We start from the raw sequence: 16,578 nt of genomic DNA on the forward strand, positions 1-16,578 counted from the left end.
TTTCCGTTTGACAATCAGTGGACAAATCAACAATCAGCGAGGATAGAGAATCCTCGCTGATTATTGGTCACTCTTTATTCAAATGCAGTTTGTACATCCGTTACCATCTGCGTGACAGACTGCAATCCGCCACCTGACAGGTACCAGAAGTCTGGATCCAAGTAGATGATTTTATCGTTTTTATAAGCTGTTGTTTTTTGAACCAATTCATTTTCAAGAGAGTCCGCAGCACTTGCTTCGTTTCCGACAGCTGCGTTGCGGTCAACAACGAACATCATATCCGGGTTAGTTTCCAGGATGTATTCAAAAGAGATGCTTTGCCCGTGTGTTGAAGCTTCAATGCCTTCATCAGCTTGTTGAACACCGAATACATCATGGATGATTCCGAAACGTGAAGCCGCACCATAAGCACTTACTTTGCCTTCGTTGGCAAGAGTGATCAATGCTTTTTCATCCGATTCGCTTACTGTTGCTTTTACTTCTTCGATTTGTGCATCGATTGCCGCCAACTCTTCAACGACTTGGTCTTCTTTACCAAAGATTTCGCCAAGAGTGGTCATGTTTCCTTCGAATGACTCCATATAATTGTCTGTATCTACTGCCATATGGATCGTTGGCGCAATATCAGAAAATTCTTCGTACATTTCAGCCTGGCGACCAGAAATAATGATCAAATCCGGCTCCATTGCATGGATCGCTTCAAAATCCGCTTCTTTTAAGGTACCGACATTTTCATATTTCTCTGCGTTGCCGTATTCTTCTTCAAGGTAAGCAGGAACATTTTCTTGAGGAACTCCCGCAACAGCATCAATTTCTAATTGATCCATGGAGTCAAGAACACCAAAGTCGAATACTACTACTTTTTCAGGATTCTTGTTGAATGTCGTTTCTCCAAGTTCGTGCGTTACTGTCATTTCTTCCGTTTCCTCTGCTCCAGCATTTGCCGTATCGGATTCAGTTGTTTCTTCAGTTGATCCACAAGCTGCAAGGAAAGCGACCATCATTAAAGTCAATGCTGCTAATAACCATTTTTTCATATTGTTTCGAGCTCCTCTTTTTTAAGAATTGAAATATACACAAATTCGGCAATCGTTCATCTGCTGTATCGGAATATCCATGTCATAGATTTCTTTTAATGCTGCGCTTTGAATAATTTCTTCCGTCGTTCCATCTTTCACCACGCGGCCGTTTTTCAAAGCCACAATCCGATCCGAATAGACAGAAGCAAAGTTGATGTCATGAAGAACAATGACGACTGTTTTGCCGAGGTCATCGACCAAGCGCCGCAGAATCTTCATGATTTGGACAGAATGCTTCATATCCAAATTGTTCAAAGGTTCATCTAATAGAATATAGTCAGTATCCTGTGCAATAACCATCGCGATAAATGCGCGCTGGCGCTGCCCTCCTGAAAGTTCATCCAGATAGGAATTTTCCATTTCCTTTAAATCCATGTAATCGATTGACTGGTCCACCATTTTTTCATCTTCATCATTCAGGCGGCCTTTTGAATAAGGAAAACGGCCAAAAGAGACGAGCTCGCGAATTGTCAAACGGACATTCATATAGTTGGACTGCTTCAAGATCGACACACGCTTCGAAAACTCATTGGACTTTAACTTTTTGGTATTGGTTGAATCAATGAGCACTTCGCCGGTATCGGCATCCAACAGACGGCTGACCATCGAAAGCAGGGTGGATTTTCCGGCTCCGTTCGGCCCGATAAAAGATGTAATCTGGCCGCGCTGGATATCAACTGAGACATTTTCCACAACTTGTTTCTTTCCGTACAGCTTTGTCAATTCACGAACTTGGATCATTTAGATCGACTCTCCTTTAATAGTAGGTAGATGAAATAAATTCCACCGATGAAATTGATGATGACGCTCAATGTCGTATTGAAAGTGAAGATCCGTTCCACTACCCACTGGCCGCCGACCAAGGCGACTACACTGATGACAATAGACCCCGTCAATAAAACCGAATGTTTGTATGAGGTGAAAAATTGATAAGACAAGTTCGCGACAATCAAACCGAAAAACGTAATCGGTCCGACCAGCGCAGTGGCAATCGCAATCAAGACCGCCGATAGCACCAGCATCTGTTTTACCAATGCGTCGTAGTTCACGCCAAGATTGATCGCTGTATCACGCCCCAGCGTCAGAACATCCAAAGATGAATTTTGTTTCCAAGCAAATGCAATCAACAGGGTGATGATGACGAGGGAGGTCCACACCAAATCTGAATTGACATTATTAAAGCTGGCAAACATCCGGTCTTGGATGATTGAAAATTCATTGGGATCGATTAAGACTTGCAGGAAAGTTGTGATACTGCCGAAAAACGTTCCACAAATGATGCCGACCAACAGGAGAAAGTAAATCGGCCGATCGTTCTTTTTGAAGAGCAAGCGGTAGAACAGCAAAGCGAAGATTACCATTACAGCAATCGACAGCAAGAAATTCACTTGCTTGTTCACAATCGTTACATGATCTGATCCAAGGAAAAAGATCAGCAGCGTTTGAAGCAGCATGTAAAGCGAATCCAAGCCCATAATACTTGGCGTCAATATCCGATTATGGGTAATCGTCTGGAAGACAACCGTCGCATAGGCGATAGCGACTCCAGTCAACACCATAGCAAACACTTTTACACCGCGTCTCGGCAATGCATAATCAAAACTTCCGTTCAAATCCTGGAATAGATAAACTCCACAAGCGGCTAAAGCTAAGCCGATTAATATGAGCATTTTATGTAGGTCACGCATACGACTTCCTCCTAAACAACAAGAAGAGGAAAATAAAGCTTCCGATAACGCCGACCATCAAGCTGATGGAAATCTCATACGGGTAAATCATCACTCTTCCCAAGATATCGCACACCAGCAAGAAAATAGCTCCAAGCATTGCAGTATGCGGCAATGTTTTTTGTAAATGATCTCCTTTGAAGATCGACACGATGTTCGGGATGATCAACCCAAGGAATGGGATAACCCCTACCGTCAAGACAACCGTCGCTGTGATCAGAGCCACGAGCACCAATCCGATGTTGACGACACTCCGGTACTTCATCCCCAGATTTTTGGAGAAGTCCTCGCCCATACCCGCCACCGTAAAACGATTGGCGTACATATAAGCGATGATAAAGACCGGAATACTGATGTAGAGAAGTTCATAACTCCCCTTCATCACCATCGAAAAGTCACCTTGCAGCCAAGCAGACATGTTTTGGATAACGTCCGCCCGATAAGCGAAAAATGTTGTGATGGAAGACAGGATGTTCCCGAACATCATACCGACCAAAGGAATGAATATAGCATCTTTGAATTTGATGCGGTTCAGTATGTGCATGAAAAGAAATGTGCCGGCAAGCGCAAAAGCAAAAGCCACTGTCATTTTTTCCAGCATCGAGGCATTTGCGAACAATAACATCGACACGAGAATCCCAAGCCGAGTGGCGTCTAATGTACCTGCCGTTGTCGGAGACACAAATTTATTGCGGCTTAACTGCTGCATGATGAGTCCTGCCATACTCATCCCTGCACCTGCCAGCAAAATCGCGACCAGTCTTGGCAGACGGCTGATCAAGAATATCTGTGTCTCTTCCGATTGGAAGTCAAGCAAATCAACTATGCTGATGCTGCTCACTCCGACAAACAAGGAAACGATCGACAGTATGATTAATGTTGGTATTAAATAACGTTTCTTCATTACTGTCCCTCATCTGTCCTCAATAAATCATTATTGATTATTCGATAGTGATAATCATTATCACCGACTTACATGTTTCAGTATAGCATGCTGAAAAGAAGAGTCAACGAATAGTTGAGAATTATTTTCATTTAGCTGAGAATGATATTCTTTTGTCAAAAGTTTGTCAAATTAATGGAAGCAGAAAACGAGCACGCCAATGTGGCGTGCTCGTTGTCTGTACTTATAAAAGTTGCCCTTATGCGTTAACAGTGGCATCTATTGCAGCTATTAAATTACTTTTACCAATCAGCCTTCAATTTCCTGTGCCTGCTCCAGCACTTCAGCCGGTACTGTGATCGCGTCAATTTCGTTGTATTGGCTATAATCAGCCTGCACGTCCGACTTGATGTTCATCGTTTCTCCTTCGATGTTCAAATCCATGTCCATCTCCATGTCCATACTGTTCGTCAGAAATGTTTCCTTGTCTATGTTGATGATATAGTTTACCGAATGAATGGTCATATCTTCGAGGACCATCTGAGCCTCAATCTCCATTTGCCCCAAAGTTTTTTCCAGCTGTTGATCCATCAACTCTTGGAACTTTTCCCCAGACGCATCAAGAGTCAAAATGTATTCCTCTTCAGTCTGTTCAAACGTAAAATCATCCTGGAATTCCGCCAGTTCTTCGAGCTGTTGAGCAGGATCGGCAGTTTGCTGATCAGCCAAGCCCTTTAAATCTTCGATGCTTTCATCCGGCATCTTCAGCCAAGTTGCCATCGTCTCTTCATACATAAACATGCCTTCATCCGTGTAATACATTTCCATGCTCATGGGGTTGCTGTTTTCAATATCCTCGGATTCGATAGCTGTTTCGGCAGTTTGATGAAATGCTAATGGTTCAGTAGTCATATCCATTGCAGAATCCATTTTCATATTGATTTCCATACCCTCAGTCCCCATGACCATTTCCTGATCGGTTAAGATATCTGCGTGCAGACCCGTTACATCCTCGGAAGCTTCCACCGATTTCGCGTAAACTTCTTCAACTGTCAAATCGCTGTCTTCCCCTTTTGCTGCTTCGTCTCCTGACGCCGGTTCTGCTGTTTCGCCGCAAGCGGAAAGGCCCACGGTTAAAGTCGCCGCGCTCATAAACATAATCCATTTCTTCAAAACGTTCACTCTCCTCTAAGTCGTATTGGTTACTGTTCTTTTTCAGCGCTCAACGAGATCATAAACTCATTGAGGTGAGTCTTCTTATTCTACGAAAAACATTGGAAAAAGTTTCATATTCCTTGTTTACCCAAATTCCATTCGTTTATTTCTTCAACTTAGATTATACTTTTCATTGTGATAAAAAAAACGAGGTGGATCTTTTGAGATTAAAACATTTTTTCAGCTACTATAAGCCGCACAAACGGCTGTTTATTATTGATTTTTCCAGTGCCGTCCTTGTAGCAATTTTGGAACTTGCGTTTCCCGTCGCTGTCCAATGGTTTATCGACGATCTGCTGCCGAGCGGCGATTGGGGTACCATCACCACAATCAGTTTCCTGCTGTTGGCGGTTTTCCTGTTAAGTACGTTTTTGCAGTACATCGTCAGTTATTTGGGACATAAACTGGGCATCAACATCGAAACAGATATGAGGGAAGAACTGTTCACCCACGTTCAGCGGCAGTCTTTCCGGTTCTTTGATAACACCAAAACCGGCCATATCATGAGCCGCGTCACCAATGACCTGTTCGACATCGGCGAACTTGCCCACCATGGCCCGGAAGATTTCTTTATCGCCATCATGACGTTTTTCGGAGCATTCGGCATCATGTTCTGGATCAATCCGAAACTTGCCCTTGTCACGCTGATTGTCATTCCATTCCTGGTTTGGCTCATCACGTTCTGCAACATCAAGATGAACCAGGCATGGGGCAGCATGTACGGGAAAATTGCGGACGTCAATGGCCGTGTAGAAGACAGTGTTTCAGGAGCACGCGTTGTTCAGTCGTTTACAAACGAAGAGTTTGAAATCGAACGCTTCAAAACAGACAACGACCGTTTCCGCCTAGCCAAGCTGATTGCTTATAAAGTAATGGCAGCAACACATTCAAGCATCTACATGATGACTCGCCTCTTGACTTTAGTCGTCCTTGTTTATGGAGCATGGCTCAACTTCCAAGGCGAATTATCCTACGGTGAGCTTGTCAGTTTCGTTCTTTTCCTGAACGTATTGATCAAGCCGATCGATAAAATCAGTGCATTGCTTGAGCTTTATCCGAAAGGCATGGCCGGCTTTAGCCGCTTCCGTGAACTGATCGAGCAGGCGCCTGACATCAATGACCGAAAAGGCGCGGTCGCGATCGGAAGCCTAACCGGCAATATTAAATTTGAAGATGTTCATTTCGGCTACGATGACAACAAACCTGTGTTGTCAGGTATTGATTTGAACTTGCGTGCCGGAGAAACCGTTGCATTTGTCGGCCCTTCAGGCGCTGGAAAAACGACTATTTGTTCATTGATTCCAAGATTTTATGATATTCAGGAAGGCAGCATCTCCATTGATGGCATGGATATCCGTGACATGACCAAGCATTCGCTGCGTTCGCAAATCGGAATCGTCCAGCAGGATGTCTTCTTGTTTACGGGAACAATCCGTGAAAACATCGCTTACGGCAAACGAGATGCCAGCGAAGAAGAGATTTTAGCAGCCGCCAAAAAAGCACATTTAGAGGATTTTGTGATGAAATTGCCGCAAGGCTACGACACCCAGATCGGGGAACGCGGACTGAAATTGTCCGGCGGCCAAAAACAACGCCTGGCTATTGCCCGCATGTTCCTGAAAAATCCACCGATCCTTATTCTGGATGAAGCAACATCTGCACTTGATACGCAAACAGAGCGGGTCATCCAAGAAGCTTTAGCCGAGCTTGCAGAAAACCGCACAACCTTAATAATCGCCCATCGCCTTGCTACAATTCGCGATGCCGATCGCGTCATCGTTGTAACAGAAGACGGGATTGCAGAGCAGGGTGGCTATAGCGAGCTGTTGGAAAGCAACGGCATTTTCGCCAACCTCCACCGCATTCAGTTTCAGCAATAAGACCATTTGAATTGGGATGGTTATATAAATAGAGTAGTTTAAGAGCAAGCTAAAAAGGAGCATCTCATAAAAAATGAGATGCTCCTTTTCTTTTTAGCTGCCGACGACAAATTCCTGGTAGCGGTCGTAATCTTCGTGGCTCAATTCTACTTTCAGCACTGTGCCTTCTTCTTCGTATTCCGTTTCAAGAATACTGGCTTGTTCATTCAAATAAGCGACAATGTCGCCGCGATCAAATGGGATGACCATCCGGCATGTGACGTAATCTGCGAAAATTCTTTTCCTGACGACTTCCAGCAATTCGTCGAGTCCTTTGCCTTCTTTTGCCGCAATCCACACGCCATCTCCGGTTACTGCCGGATAACGGACGCCTGCAAGATCTGATTTATTGTAAACATACAGCGTTGGCACATTCTCCACTCCAACAGCCTGCAAAGTCAAATTTGTCACTTCCATCATATAGCGGTGTTCTTCGTTGGAAACATCCACTACATGCAGCAGCAAGTCCGCATTTCGCGCTTCCTCCAGTGTGGAACGGAACGCTTTTACCAAGTGATGCGGCAGTTTGCTGACAAAGCCAACGGTATCTGTCAGCAGGAAGCTTTTATTGTCTTCCAGGCGGATCTGGCGGACAGAAGTTTCGAGTGTTGCGAACAGCATATCTTTTTCAAATACCTGCTTCTCTTCGTTTTGTCCGGTTTTCTCCAACAAGCCGTTCATGATTGTCGACTTTCCGGCGTTCGTATAGCCGACCAGCGAGACGACAGGCATGCCCTTTTTCGTGCGCTGCTTGCGCTGCGTGACTCGTTGGTCTTTAATATGCTCCAGTTCTTTGTGCAGTTTTGAAATCTGTTCTTCAATTTTCCGGCGATCCAGCTCCAGCTTGGTTTCACCAGCTCCGCGGTTGGCTACGCCTCCGCTGCTGCTTCCCCCTTGGCGGCCAAGCGATGCACGCAGGCCAATTAAGCGTGGCAGCATATATTGAAGCTGCGCCAGCTCGACCTGGACTTGTGCTTCACGTGTTTTTGCACGCCGCGAAAAAATATCCAGAATCAGCATGGTCCGGTCAATCACTTTGCATTCCAGGTCTTCTTCGAGGTTCCGGATCTGCGATGGCGACAACTCATCATTAAAGATCACGAGGTTTGCATCTGCCTCTTCATAGAAAGCTTTGATTTCTTCCACTTTACCGCTTCCGACATAATGTGAAGGGTTGATGCGATCCAAATTTTGTGTGATTTCACCGGCTACTTCCACATTGCAGGCTTCTGCTAAATTATGCAATTCTTCCATGCCATATGCGAAATGAAGATCTTTTTGAAGCTGGACACCGACAATGACCGCTTTTTCTTGTAATTCATCCATTTATCATGTCCTCCTAATTCAGGAAAGAAAAATTCCTTTTCGATTCCCCTATTTTACCACAGTTCTTCTGAAGCCCCACTACAGCTGGGGCAACCAATACTGCCCTTGTTCGAATTCCACCTTATTTACACCTTGTGCAAAATGAACTTCCTCAAGACGTTCTTTCGGAAGATCGGTTTTTCTGAATTCGATGCGGCAGTTTTCAAGTTCCAGACTCCCGCCCAGAAGTTTTTGCCATGTACTCGCGGCTTCCTCTGGATTCCATACCCCAAACACACAGCGTTCAATTGCCAGTTCTTTATTTGATTCTTGAATTGCGCCATTTTCCTTAAGGTTCTTGTAGCGCTCCTGGTCCGTTTCCTGCCATTCAATAAAAAATGGGGAAGGCAGGCGGGCTGATGCCTCTTCTTTAATGAACAGCATTTTCCATTTGATCAGCTGTCCGGCTTCAGTCCGGCGCTCGGCATCCAGAACTCCAGACGTGGTGAATCCGCGGCCGTTTAAGTCATCGTTTACTGACTCGATATTGTCGGTGCGCAAGCAAACCGTCCCAAACCCCACTTGGTCATAGAGCAGCTGCCGGGTCAACGGATGATCAGCCTGAGCAGCAACTTGCTCTTTCTCAACTGACAGCCATTCGATATAGCAATCCTTTACATACAAAAGTGCATTATGCGTTCCCCAGTTTATATGTTGCCCTCCAACAGCTGCATAAAATCCTTGTTCCTTCCACAGGGTTGCAGCTTCCTGCGGATTTTTGCGGACGAAATGAACAATATGATCCAATTTCATAAAGCACCTCACAATTTTTGTCATGCTATACCGTTCGCCATCTGTAACCCAGTCTCCTCCAAGCAAAGAAAGTAAAAAACTGGCACCAGAAAACCTATGATTTTAGCAGGAACTTTGGTTTTTTTACCATAATGGGTGGTTTTTATCCCGCATATTCGGTAGGGTAAACTATAGAAAAACTTATAGGAGGTCACGATGGATAAAAAAATGTTGAAAAATCCCGTATTTATAGTATCCGCCGCCGTTATTCTTATACTGGTTATTTTAGGTGCGGCGACCCCAGTTCAGTTCGGGGAAGTAGCGGGGAGCTTATTCAGTTTCACTACCTTAAACTTTGGCTGGTTCTACTTGCTGGCTGTCTTTGTCATTACCCTCTTCCTTATTATCATCGCATTGTCCAAATATGGCGGCATTCGGCTTGGAGCTGACAGCGACCGTCCGGAATTCCCCTTCTTTACTTGGATCGGCATGCTGTTTTCTGCCGGATTCGGAGCTGGCCTTGTGTTTTGGGGCGTAGCTGAACCGATGAGCCATTTTTTCACCACCCCTTTTGGCGATGAAGCACAAACACCGGAAGCTGCGAAAATCGCTATGGGCTACTCGTTTTTCCACTGGGGCATCAGCCAATGGTCGGTATTTGCCATTGTCGGGCTCGTCATCGGGTTTCTTCAATTCCGAAAAAAGAAACCTGGCCTGGTTTCTACAGCTCTTGAGCCGGTGCTCGGCAGCAAGCCTTTGATCAAACACTCAATCGATTCGCTTGCGGTCATCGCGACCGTCATGGGAATTGCGACATCTCTTGGACTGGGCGTTCTTCAGATGAATGGCGGACTGAATGCCGTATTCGGTATCGACAACGCCTTCCCGATACAGCTTGGCATTATCGCTGTTATGTTTGTGGCATATACTTTATCTTCTTCAACCGGACTGAAAAAAGGAATTGCGTACTTAAGCAATTTAAACCTTGGACTCGCTTTGGTACTGATGGTATTTGTCTTTATTGCCGGACCGACTGTCTTCATCATGGAGACCTTTACATTGGCAATGGGCGATTACATCACCAACTTTGTGTCCTATAGTCTGCGCCTTGAACCTTATGCAGATGGCGATTGGGTGCAGGGATGGACAATCTTCTATTGGGCCTGGGCAATTGCTTGGTCTCCATTCGTTGGCGCATTTGTCGCACGTGTCTCAAGAGGACGGACGATCCGCGAATTCGTAATGGGTGTACTCGTCATTCCGCCGGCTATCGCTTGCCTGTGGATTGCGGTCTTTGGCGGCACGGCACTTTGGTATGATATCAATCAGGGTACTGGAATTGCCGAAGCTGTTGATAATGACCTGACATCGGCTCTGTTCCAAACTTTCGGAGTGCTGCCATTGACGACCATTATGTCGGTTCTTGCCATTCTGCTGATTTTCACTTTCTTAGTGACTTCTGCTGACTCAGCTACTTACATCCTGGCTTCAATGACCAGCTACGGAAGCTTGAATCCGCCAACAGCGTTTAAAATTGTTTGGGGTATTCTGATGTCTGCAATTGCTGCAGTTCTGCTGTATGCAGGCGGACTGGAAGCTCTTCAAACAGCTTCTCTCATATCGGCTCTGCCGTTTACCGTACTGCTCGTATTGATGCTTTGGTCCTTCACTAAAATCATTCGCACAGAATCACCGCCAATTCGAAAATCCGAATTGCAGCGATTCAAGCGCATGGAACAGGAAGCCCGCAAGCAGCGCAACAAATAACCGAATCAATGAAAAAAAGCGTACGGCCCTTCCAGTTGGAAGGGCCGTACGCCTTTTTGTTTAGAGTGTTATTTGTCTTCGTTGATCAATCGAACCGTTTCATCAAATTCTTTGTCAATTTGTGCATCCGGTTTATAAGTTACAAGGCTGACAAGCCATGTAACAAGCAGGCACAGGAAGAAACCTGGAATGATTTCGTAGACACTGCCGATGAAATTCGTTGTTGCAGTTGCTCCAGGTTCGTCTGCAGCAGTACCAATCAAATCCCACACGATAACTGTTACAGCACCAACAATCATTCCGGCCAAAGCACCTTTTGAAGTAAGCTTGCGCCAGAATAGAGACAGTAGAATGATTGGTCCGAACGCGGCACCAAATCCTGCCCACGCATAAGCGACCAGACCTAAAATGGTGTTGTTTTGCTCCCATGCAAGATATGCAGCAATTATGGCGATAACCGCTACAGCAATACGGCTCAAATTCACATAGCCTTTCGGCGATGCTTCTTTCTTGAAAGCAATCTTGTACAGATCTTCAATCAATGCAGATGAACTGACCAGCAGCTGAGAAGAAATCGTACTCATAACAGCTGCCAGAACAGCTGCCAATACAAATCCAGCAATAAATGGATGGAACAGGATTTGGCTCAAGTCAAGAAAGACCGATTCTGGATCCACTAAAGTTGCTGAAGGATTTTGTTGGAAGTAAGCAATCCCGACAAGCGCTGTTGCCGTTGCTCCAAGAAGACTGAAAATCATCCAGCCCATACCGATGCGGCGGGCTACACGAACTTCCTTCAAAGTTTTAATTGCCATAAAACGAACGATGATATGCGGTTGGCCAAAATAACCAAGACCCCAAGCTACAGCGGAGATAACTCCGATTGTAGAGGCTCCAGAAACAAGGCTCATCATGTTCGGATCTACTTCACGAATACTGGCAGCTGTTTCGCCAAATCCGCCTGTAGCAAAAATCCCAACTGCCGGAACTGCGATCAACGCCAACACCATCATGATGCCCTGGACAAAATCCGTATAGCTGACAGCTAAAAATCCGCCGAACAGCGTATAGGCTACAACAACAATCGACCCTAAAACAAGGCCTAAATGATAGTCCATGCCGAACGAGCTCTGGAAGAATAATCCAGATGCAACCATTCCGGAAGAAACGTAGAACGTGAAAAAGATCAAGATAATAATTCCCGATACAATTCTCAACAACCGTGATTTATCTTTTAAGCGGTTCTCAAGAAAACTTGGAATGGTAATCGAGTCGCTCGTGACGAATGAATAAATCCGTAAGCGCGGCGCAACAAAGTACCAGTTTAAAAAGGCACCCACTGTCAGTCCAATGGCGATCCATACCTCAACCAATCCTCCGAGGTAAATAGCACCAGGCAAACCGAGCAAAAGCCATCCGGACATATCCGATGCACCGGCACTGAGTGCTGCAACTGCTGGCCCAAGACCCCTCCCACCAAGCATGTAGTCGGATAAATCGGCAGTTTTTCGATAAGCATACCAGCCGATAAAGAGCATGGCTGCAAGATAAATAGCTAAAGCAATGATTTGATATGTAGTATCTGTCATTTTATCCCCTCCTTGTTTAACAGTGTAACATCATTGACACTTTTTAAAAGTCCCATTTTCGGTTTTACTGCCCGTCCAATCGGGGAAAAGAATCTCAAGGAGGAGATTATGATGCCATGGAGCAAAAATGATTATCCGGATTCGTTTAAAAACTTGGACAATGCAGTCCGCAGCAAAGCCATTGAAATCGCAAATGCATTGCTTCGTGATGGCTACGAGGAAGGCCGCGCCATACCTATTGCTTTGGACCGTGCAAAACAAAGTGTAACGGGAGACGAAGAGCGGCCGATCTACGAGATCAGAAAACATGACGAAGGGTGGCAACTAAAGAAAAAAGACAGCAAAAAAGCCATCCTGATCGAAGAAACAAAGGATAGCCTGATGGGCGAAGCCAAACGCTACGTCAACAAAAATCATGGAGAACTCCACATTTACAACGAAGATGATTCCCTTTCCGACACGCTTTATGAATAACTCCCGAACACTAAAACGCCGCTGTCAGCCGACAGCAGCGTTTTATTTGAACCAGCCTTTTTCTTTGAAACGGGATATGGCTTCAATCCGGTTCCCGACCTCGAGCTTGTCCAGAATGGTTGAGATATAATTGCGGACAGTACCTGTAGTGATAAACAGTTCTTTGGCAATTTCTTTCGTGCTGCGCCCTTCGGCGATCAATTCCATAACTTGGCTTTCCCGTTCGGTTAATGGGTTTTCGTCAGCATAGGCCAAATCCACAAGCTCTGGTGCATAAATACGGCGCCCATCCATGATTGTCCGTATGGATGTAGCAAGGTCTTCACTTGGGCTGTCTTTCAGCAAATATCCGCTGACTCCCGCTTTTCTTGCGCGCTCAAAATAGCCTGAACGTGCGAACGTGGTCAAAATGATGATTTTGCAAGGATGTTCTTTCAGAATTTCTGCAGCATCCAAACCACTTTTTAATGGCATTTCGATGTCCATAATGCAAATATCAGGCTGCAGCTTTTCCACAAGCTCAATGACCTCTTCTCCATTTGCCGCTTTGCCAACCACTTCCAGATCCTCTTCCAGATCCAATAACGAACCTAAAGCTCCCAGCATCATCCGCTGATCTTCTGCTAATACGATTCGAATCATTTCACCGCCTCCTTTGAACTATATAAAATTACATTCGGCACCCGGATATTCAGCGTAGTGCCATCCATTTCTTTAATATCGACTGAACCATTCACAAATTCCAAACGCTCCCGCATCCCTGCCAGTCCGTTCCCCTGCAAGGAAGTGTTTCCTTCCGGGAACCCTTTGCCGTCATCCTGCACCTGAACTAAAATCTCTTCCGGATTTTGCTTGATCAAAACGCTGCAGCGTACAGCACCGCTGTGTTTGACAACGTTTGTCACGGCCTCTTTCAAACACATGCTGAGGACATTCTCCACCAAGAGCGGTGTATTGGTCAGCTGTGGTGAACCGTAAAACACAAAATCGATTTCTGCAGCACTTAAAATTTGCTGAATGCGCAGCAATTCTTCATCCAATTTGGTGCCGCGCATATTTGAGACCAGCTCTCTGACTTCCTTTAAAGCAGTACGGGCTGTCTGCCGGACATCGTTGATTTCATTTAAAGCAGATTCTGGATTCCGGTAAATTAGTTTGCCCGCCAAATCACTTTTCAAACCGATCAGTGACAATTTCTGCCCCAGTGTATCGTGAAGATCACGCGCAATCCGTTCCCGCTCTTCGATGATGACCAGCTGGGAAATCCGCTTATTGGCATCTTCCAGCTGACCTTCCAGCTTTTCCCGCTTGTTGCGGTTATAAGTATTGAAAGGCAAAAGAATTACTCCTAATACACTGAGCACGATAAATGGCAGCTGTGAAACGTATAGTTCACTGTGTTCAAAAAAGCCGAATACGACAGCCGTAATCGTTGTTCCGATATGGATGCCATAAATTATGAAAAAACCGACTTTGCTGCGCAAGTTCCCAATGAAAAAGGCAACAAAAATCGAGAGATAGACGTAGCCGAACAACAGGATCATCCCAATATTGATCGCCATTTCAAAGCTCACCCAAACATAGACAAAGCCGGTTCTTGAATTGAAAGAAAGCCGATATGCGATGAAGAATAGCAGCAAAAGCAAAATGCCGAAAATAATTTCAGGCATCAAAGAAGATCGGAAAATAAAGAAAAACGGTAAAATACAAAAGATCACCCAAGCGTATAGGCTCAGCCAAGGATTTTTAGGGAATATTTGATACCAGCTGTGCATACGATCCTTCGCTTCCTTTCTCTGCCTTATAAGTTAAACTAATGATTTTCGCCTGCTGATATTACGCAAATCAGCTCCACTTACCTGTAGGCGTTTCCGCTAATTCGATCCCTATCTTTTAGGAATACAGCAGAAAAACTTAGGCTTGCTTTCAATCTACTCCATCTCTTAGCGCAGGCGCGCCAGAAGCGATGGTTAAAAGTTGGTTTCTTTAATTCAACTTATATAGTTTCATCATAGCAAAAAATAGGCAAAAGAAAAAACCATTCCGCTAAGAATGGCTTTTTGCTTCTTTTACTGTTGAGCCGTTTTCGAATTGCCCAGCAAGTGTTTGATATCCCCAAATGTAACGAATGTTTTATTTGGTGCATCATACAATTTGTAGCGCAATGACTTAAGGCTCGATTTGATGTTGATCGTTGTTGCCTGTTGAAGCGGTGGAGTAGAAACATGTGCTTTCTCCAAGTTGTAGTTAGGAACACGCGGGCTCAAGTGATGCACGTGGTGGAAACCGATGTTGCCTGTTACCCACTGCAATACTTTTGGAAGCTGGTAGTACGAGCTTCCTTCTACCGCTGCTTTCACATAATCCCATTCGTTTTCGTCTTCGAAATACGAATCTTCAAATGTGTGCTGAACGTAGAACAACCAAATACCGAATGCTCCGGCAATGAACATCGTTGTTCCTTGAACGATCAAGAATGCCTGCCAGCCGATTACCCAAATCAAAAGCGAGTAGATGGCAACTAGCGAAAAGTTGATCAAGTACGTGTTGTTGCGTTCTTTTTTGCGTGCATCTTTACGATTGAAACGGCTTGAGATTAATACAAGGAAGAGAGGTCCAATTCCGAACATGACCAATGGATTGCGGTACATGCGGTATTTGAAACGTTCCCATTTTGAAGCTTCTACATATTCTTCTATAGTCATTACCCAAATATCGCCGACTCCACGCTTATCAAGATTACCACTTGAAGCATGGTGAATCGAGTGCTCGCGTTTCCACTTTTCATAAGCGAAAAGTGTCATGATGCCTGTGATAGTACCGACAACTGCATTTGCTTTTTTGTTCTTAAAAAACGATCCGTGCGTGCAGTCATGGAAAATGATGAATGTGCGGATAACGAATGCGGCGGCTACTGCTGATAACGCAATGGTCAACCAAATTGAGACATCAAGTGCTTGGTAAGCCAAGAACCATGCCAATATAAAAGGTGGAATTGTGTTTGCTATTTGTCTTACACTTGCTTTGACATCCGCCTTTTCGAAAGGGGCGACAAATTTGCGTAACTGCGCTGTTTTTTCTCTGCTCATGTCTTCAACTTCCTCCTCGAACGGACTTTTTCGGTCCGAATAACTTATTAACCCAATCATAAAGGGAAAACCACCTGACTATAAGACACAAACGTCTATATTTCTATATGACAGTTGTCATATGTTTCAGGAAATCTGCTTCTTTAAAATTACAAGCAATATGTGTATACTGAAAATAATCAGAAAAATCAGAACGGAGTGAGGCATATGACCGGTCTTGTAGCCGTCATCATGGTCTTTTCGATACCACTTGCTGGCATCATCAGCGCACATCTCCAGACGCAGGCAAAACTTAAGCACAAAATGATTGAAACTGAACTGGAACTTGAAAAGCTGAAGCACGATAATTTTGTCATCGAAACACAGAAAATGCGCCTCGAGTTGGAACAGCTGAAATTGGAAGATGCTAAAAAAAATGAGCATCTCCTGCTGAAATAAGAGCAGCAAAAGACCCGTCACCTAATTGTGTGACGGGTCTTTTGGGCGTTTTTGCTTTTCTTGTTGTCCAGACTCCAGCGGCCAACTCCTCGGGTCGTAACCCACTCTGGCTGTGCGGCAAAGAACGCCGCTTCGCCGGAGCGTCTTATGCCCGTCGGACCTACACTGGCGCTTACGCTTTTCCTTATTGTCCAGACTCCAGCGCCCAGCTCTTCGGGGTCATAAATCATTCCAGCTGCGTGGCAAAAAGCGCCACTTCGCTGTTCTGCCTTATGCCCGTCAGAGCTACACGGGCGCTTAC

Annotated in this window: 15 protein-coding genes; 4 read left to right on the plus strand and 11 right to left on the minus strand. The window is 45.0% G+C overall.

Translation table 11 applies throughout. From position 1 onward, the window contains the following. Positions 1-74 precede the first annotated feature (74 nt). The 5 genes from QOZ98_RS12260 to QOZ98_RS12280 all read right to left on the minus strand — a co-directional run bounded on the left by QOZ98_RS12260 (position 75) and on the right by QOZ98_RS12280 (position 4,862). Positions 75-1,037 (minus strand): siderophore ABC transporter substrate-binding protein, encoded by a 963-nt coding sequence (locus tag QOZ98_RS12260; protein ID WP_308787719.1) that lies wholly within the window; start codon positions 1,035-1,037, stop codon positions 75-77. A gap of 21 nt (positions 1,038-1,058) precedes the next feature. Then, positions 1,059-1,820 (minus strand): iron ABC transporter ATP-binding protein, encoded by a 762-nt coding sequence (locus tag QOZ98_RS12265; protein ID WP_215100184.1) that lies wholly within the window; start codon positions 1,818-1,820, stop codon positions 1,059-1,061. Further along, positions 1,817-2,767 carry an iron chelate uptake ABC transporter family permease subunit gene (locus QOZ98_RS12270; protein WP_308787720.1) on the minus strand — a complete coding sequence of 317 codons (951 nt, stop codon included), beginning with the start codon at positions 2,765-2,767 and terminating at the stop codon, positions 1,817-1,819. The genes QOZ98_RS12265 and QOZ98_RS12270 overlap by 4 nt, the downstream gene beginning before the upstream one ends. Continuing rightward, the gene (locus QOZ98_RS12275; RefSeq protein ID WP_308787721.1) at positions 2,760-3,710 is read right to left on the minus strand and encodes an ABC transporter permease; all 951 of its coding nucleotides are present in this window, start codon (positions 3,708-3,710) and stop codon (positions 2,760-2,762) included. The genes QOZ98_RS12270 and QOZ98_RS12275 overlap by 8 nt, the downstream gene beginning before the upstream one ends. Positions 3,711-3,998: 288 nt before the next feature. Next, the gene (locus tag QOZ98_RS12280) at positions 3,999-4,862 is read right to left on the minus strand and encodes a DUF6612 family protein (RefSeq protein WP_308787722.1); all 864 of its coding nucleotides are present in this window, start codon (positions 4,860-4,862) and stop codon (positions 3,999-4,001) included. 203 nt (positions 4,863-5,065) lie between these two features. Between QOZ98_RS12280 and QOZ98_RS12285 the strand changes: the two genes are divergently transcribed. Then, positions 5,066-6,784 carry an ABC transporter ATP-binding protein gene (locus QOZ98_RS12285; protein WP_308787723.1) on the plus strand — a complete coding sequence of 573 codons (1,719 nt, stop codon included), beginning with the start codon at positions 5,066-5,068 and terminating at the stop codon, positions 6,782-6,784. 93 nt (positions 6,785-6,877) lie between these two features. On the opposite strand, the gene hflX is transcribed toward QOZ98_RS12285, so the two are convergent. Further along, positions 6,878-8,149 (minus strand): GTPase HflX, encoded by a 1,272-nt coding sequence (gene hflX / locus QOZ98_RS12290; protein ID WP_142827339.1) that lies wholly within the window; start codon positions 8,147-8,149, stop codon positions 6,878-6,880. A gap of 78 nt (positions 8,150-8,227) precedes the next feature. After that, a complete protein-coding gene (locus QOZ98_RS12295) occupies positions 8,228-8,941 on the minus strand; it encodes a VOC family protein (protein WP_308787724.1) in 714 nt (237 codons plus the stop codon). A gap of 195 nt (positions 8,942-9,136) precedes the next feature. Between QOZ98_RS12295 and QOZ98_RS12300 the strand changes: the two genes are divergently transcribed. Further along, the gene (locus QOZ98_RS12300) at positions 9,137-10,687 is read left to right on the plus strand and encodes a BCCT family transporter (protein WP_308787725.1); all 1,551 of its coding nucleotides are present in this window, start codon (positions 9,137-9,139) and stop codon (positions 10,685-10,687) included. 68 nt (positions 10,688-10,755) lie between these two features. On the opposite strand, the gene putP is transcribed toward QOZ98_RS12300, so the two are convergent. Further along, positions 10,756-12,276 carry a sodium/proline symporter PutP gene (gene putP, locus QOZ98_RS12305; protein WP_142827342.1) on the minus strand — a complete coding sequence of 507 codons (1,521 nt, stop codon included), beginning with the start codon at positions 12,274-12,276 and terminating at the stop codon, positions 10,756-10,758. A 111-nt stretch (positions 12,277-12,387) separates the two neighbouring features. Here putP and QOZ98_RS12310 point away from each other — a divergent pair, with 111 nt between their 5' ends. After that, complete coding sequence (locus tag QOZ98_RS12310) at positions 12,388-12,750, plus strand: DUF2188 domain-containing protein (protein WP_308787726.1); 363 nt, start codon at positions 12,388-12,390, stop codon at positions 12,748-12,750. A 42-nt stretch (positions 12,751-12,792) separates the two neighbouring features. Here the strand turns inward: QOZ98_RS12310 and QOZ98_RS12315 are convergent, their stop codons facing one another. The 3 genes from QOZ98_RS12315 to QOZ98_RS12325 all read right to left on the minus strand — a co-directional run bounded on the left by QOZ98_RS12315 (position 12,793) and on the right by QOZ98_RS12325 (position 15,839). Then, a complete protein-coding gene (locus QOZ98_RS12315; protein WP_308787727.1) occupies positions 12,793-13,392 on the minus strand; it encodes a response regulator transcription factor in 600 nt (199 codons plus the stop codon). Then, entirely contained in the window at positions 13,389-14,525 is a 1,137-nt protein-coding gene (locus QOZ98_RS12320; protein ID WP_308787728.1) for a sensor histidine kinase, read from the minus strand. The genes QOZ98_RS12315 and QOZ98_RS12320 overlap by 4 nt, the downstream gene beginning before the upstream one ends. A 294-nt stretch (positions 14,526-14,819) precedes the next feature. Further along, entirely contained in the window at positions 14,820-15,839 is a 1,020-nt protein-coding gene (locus QOZ98_RS12325; protein WP_308787729.1) for a fatty acid desaturase, read from the minus strand. Between the two features lie 207 nt (positions 15,840-16,046). Here QOZ98_RS12325 and QOZ98_RS12330 point away from each other — a divergent pair, with 207 nt between their 5' ends. Then, the gene (locus tag QOZ98_RS12330) at positions 16,047-16,277 is read left to right on the plus strand and encodes a hypothetical protein (RefSeq protein ID WP_308787730.1); all 231 of its coding nucleotides are present in this window, start codon (positions 16,047-16,049) and stop codon (positions 16,275-16,277) included. The last annotated feature ends 301 nt before the right edge of the window (positions 16,278-16,578 follow it).

Source organism: Planomicrobium stackebrandtii (assembly GCF_030814955.1).
GTDB lineage: Bacteria > Bacillota > Bacilli > Bacillales_A > Planococcaceae > Planococcus > Planococcus stackebrandtii.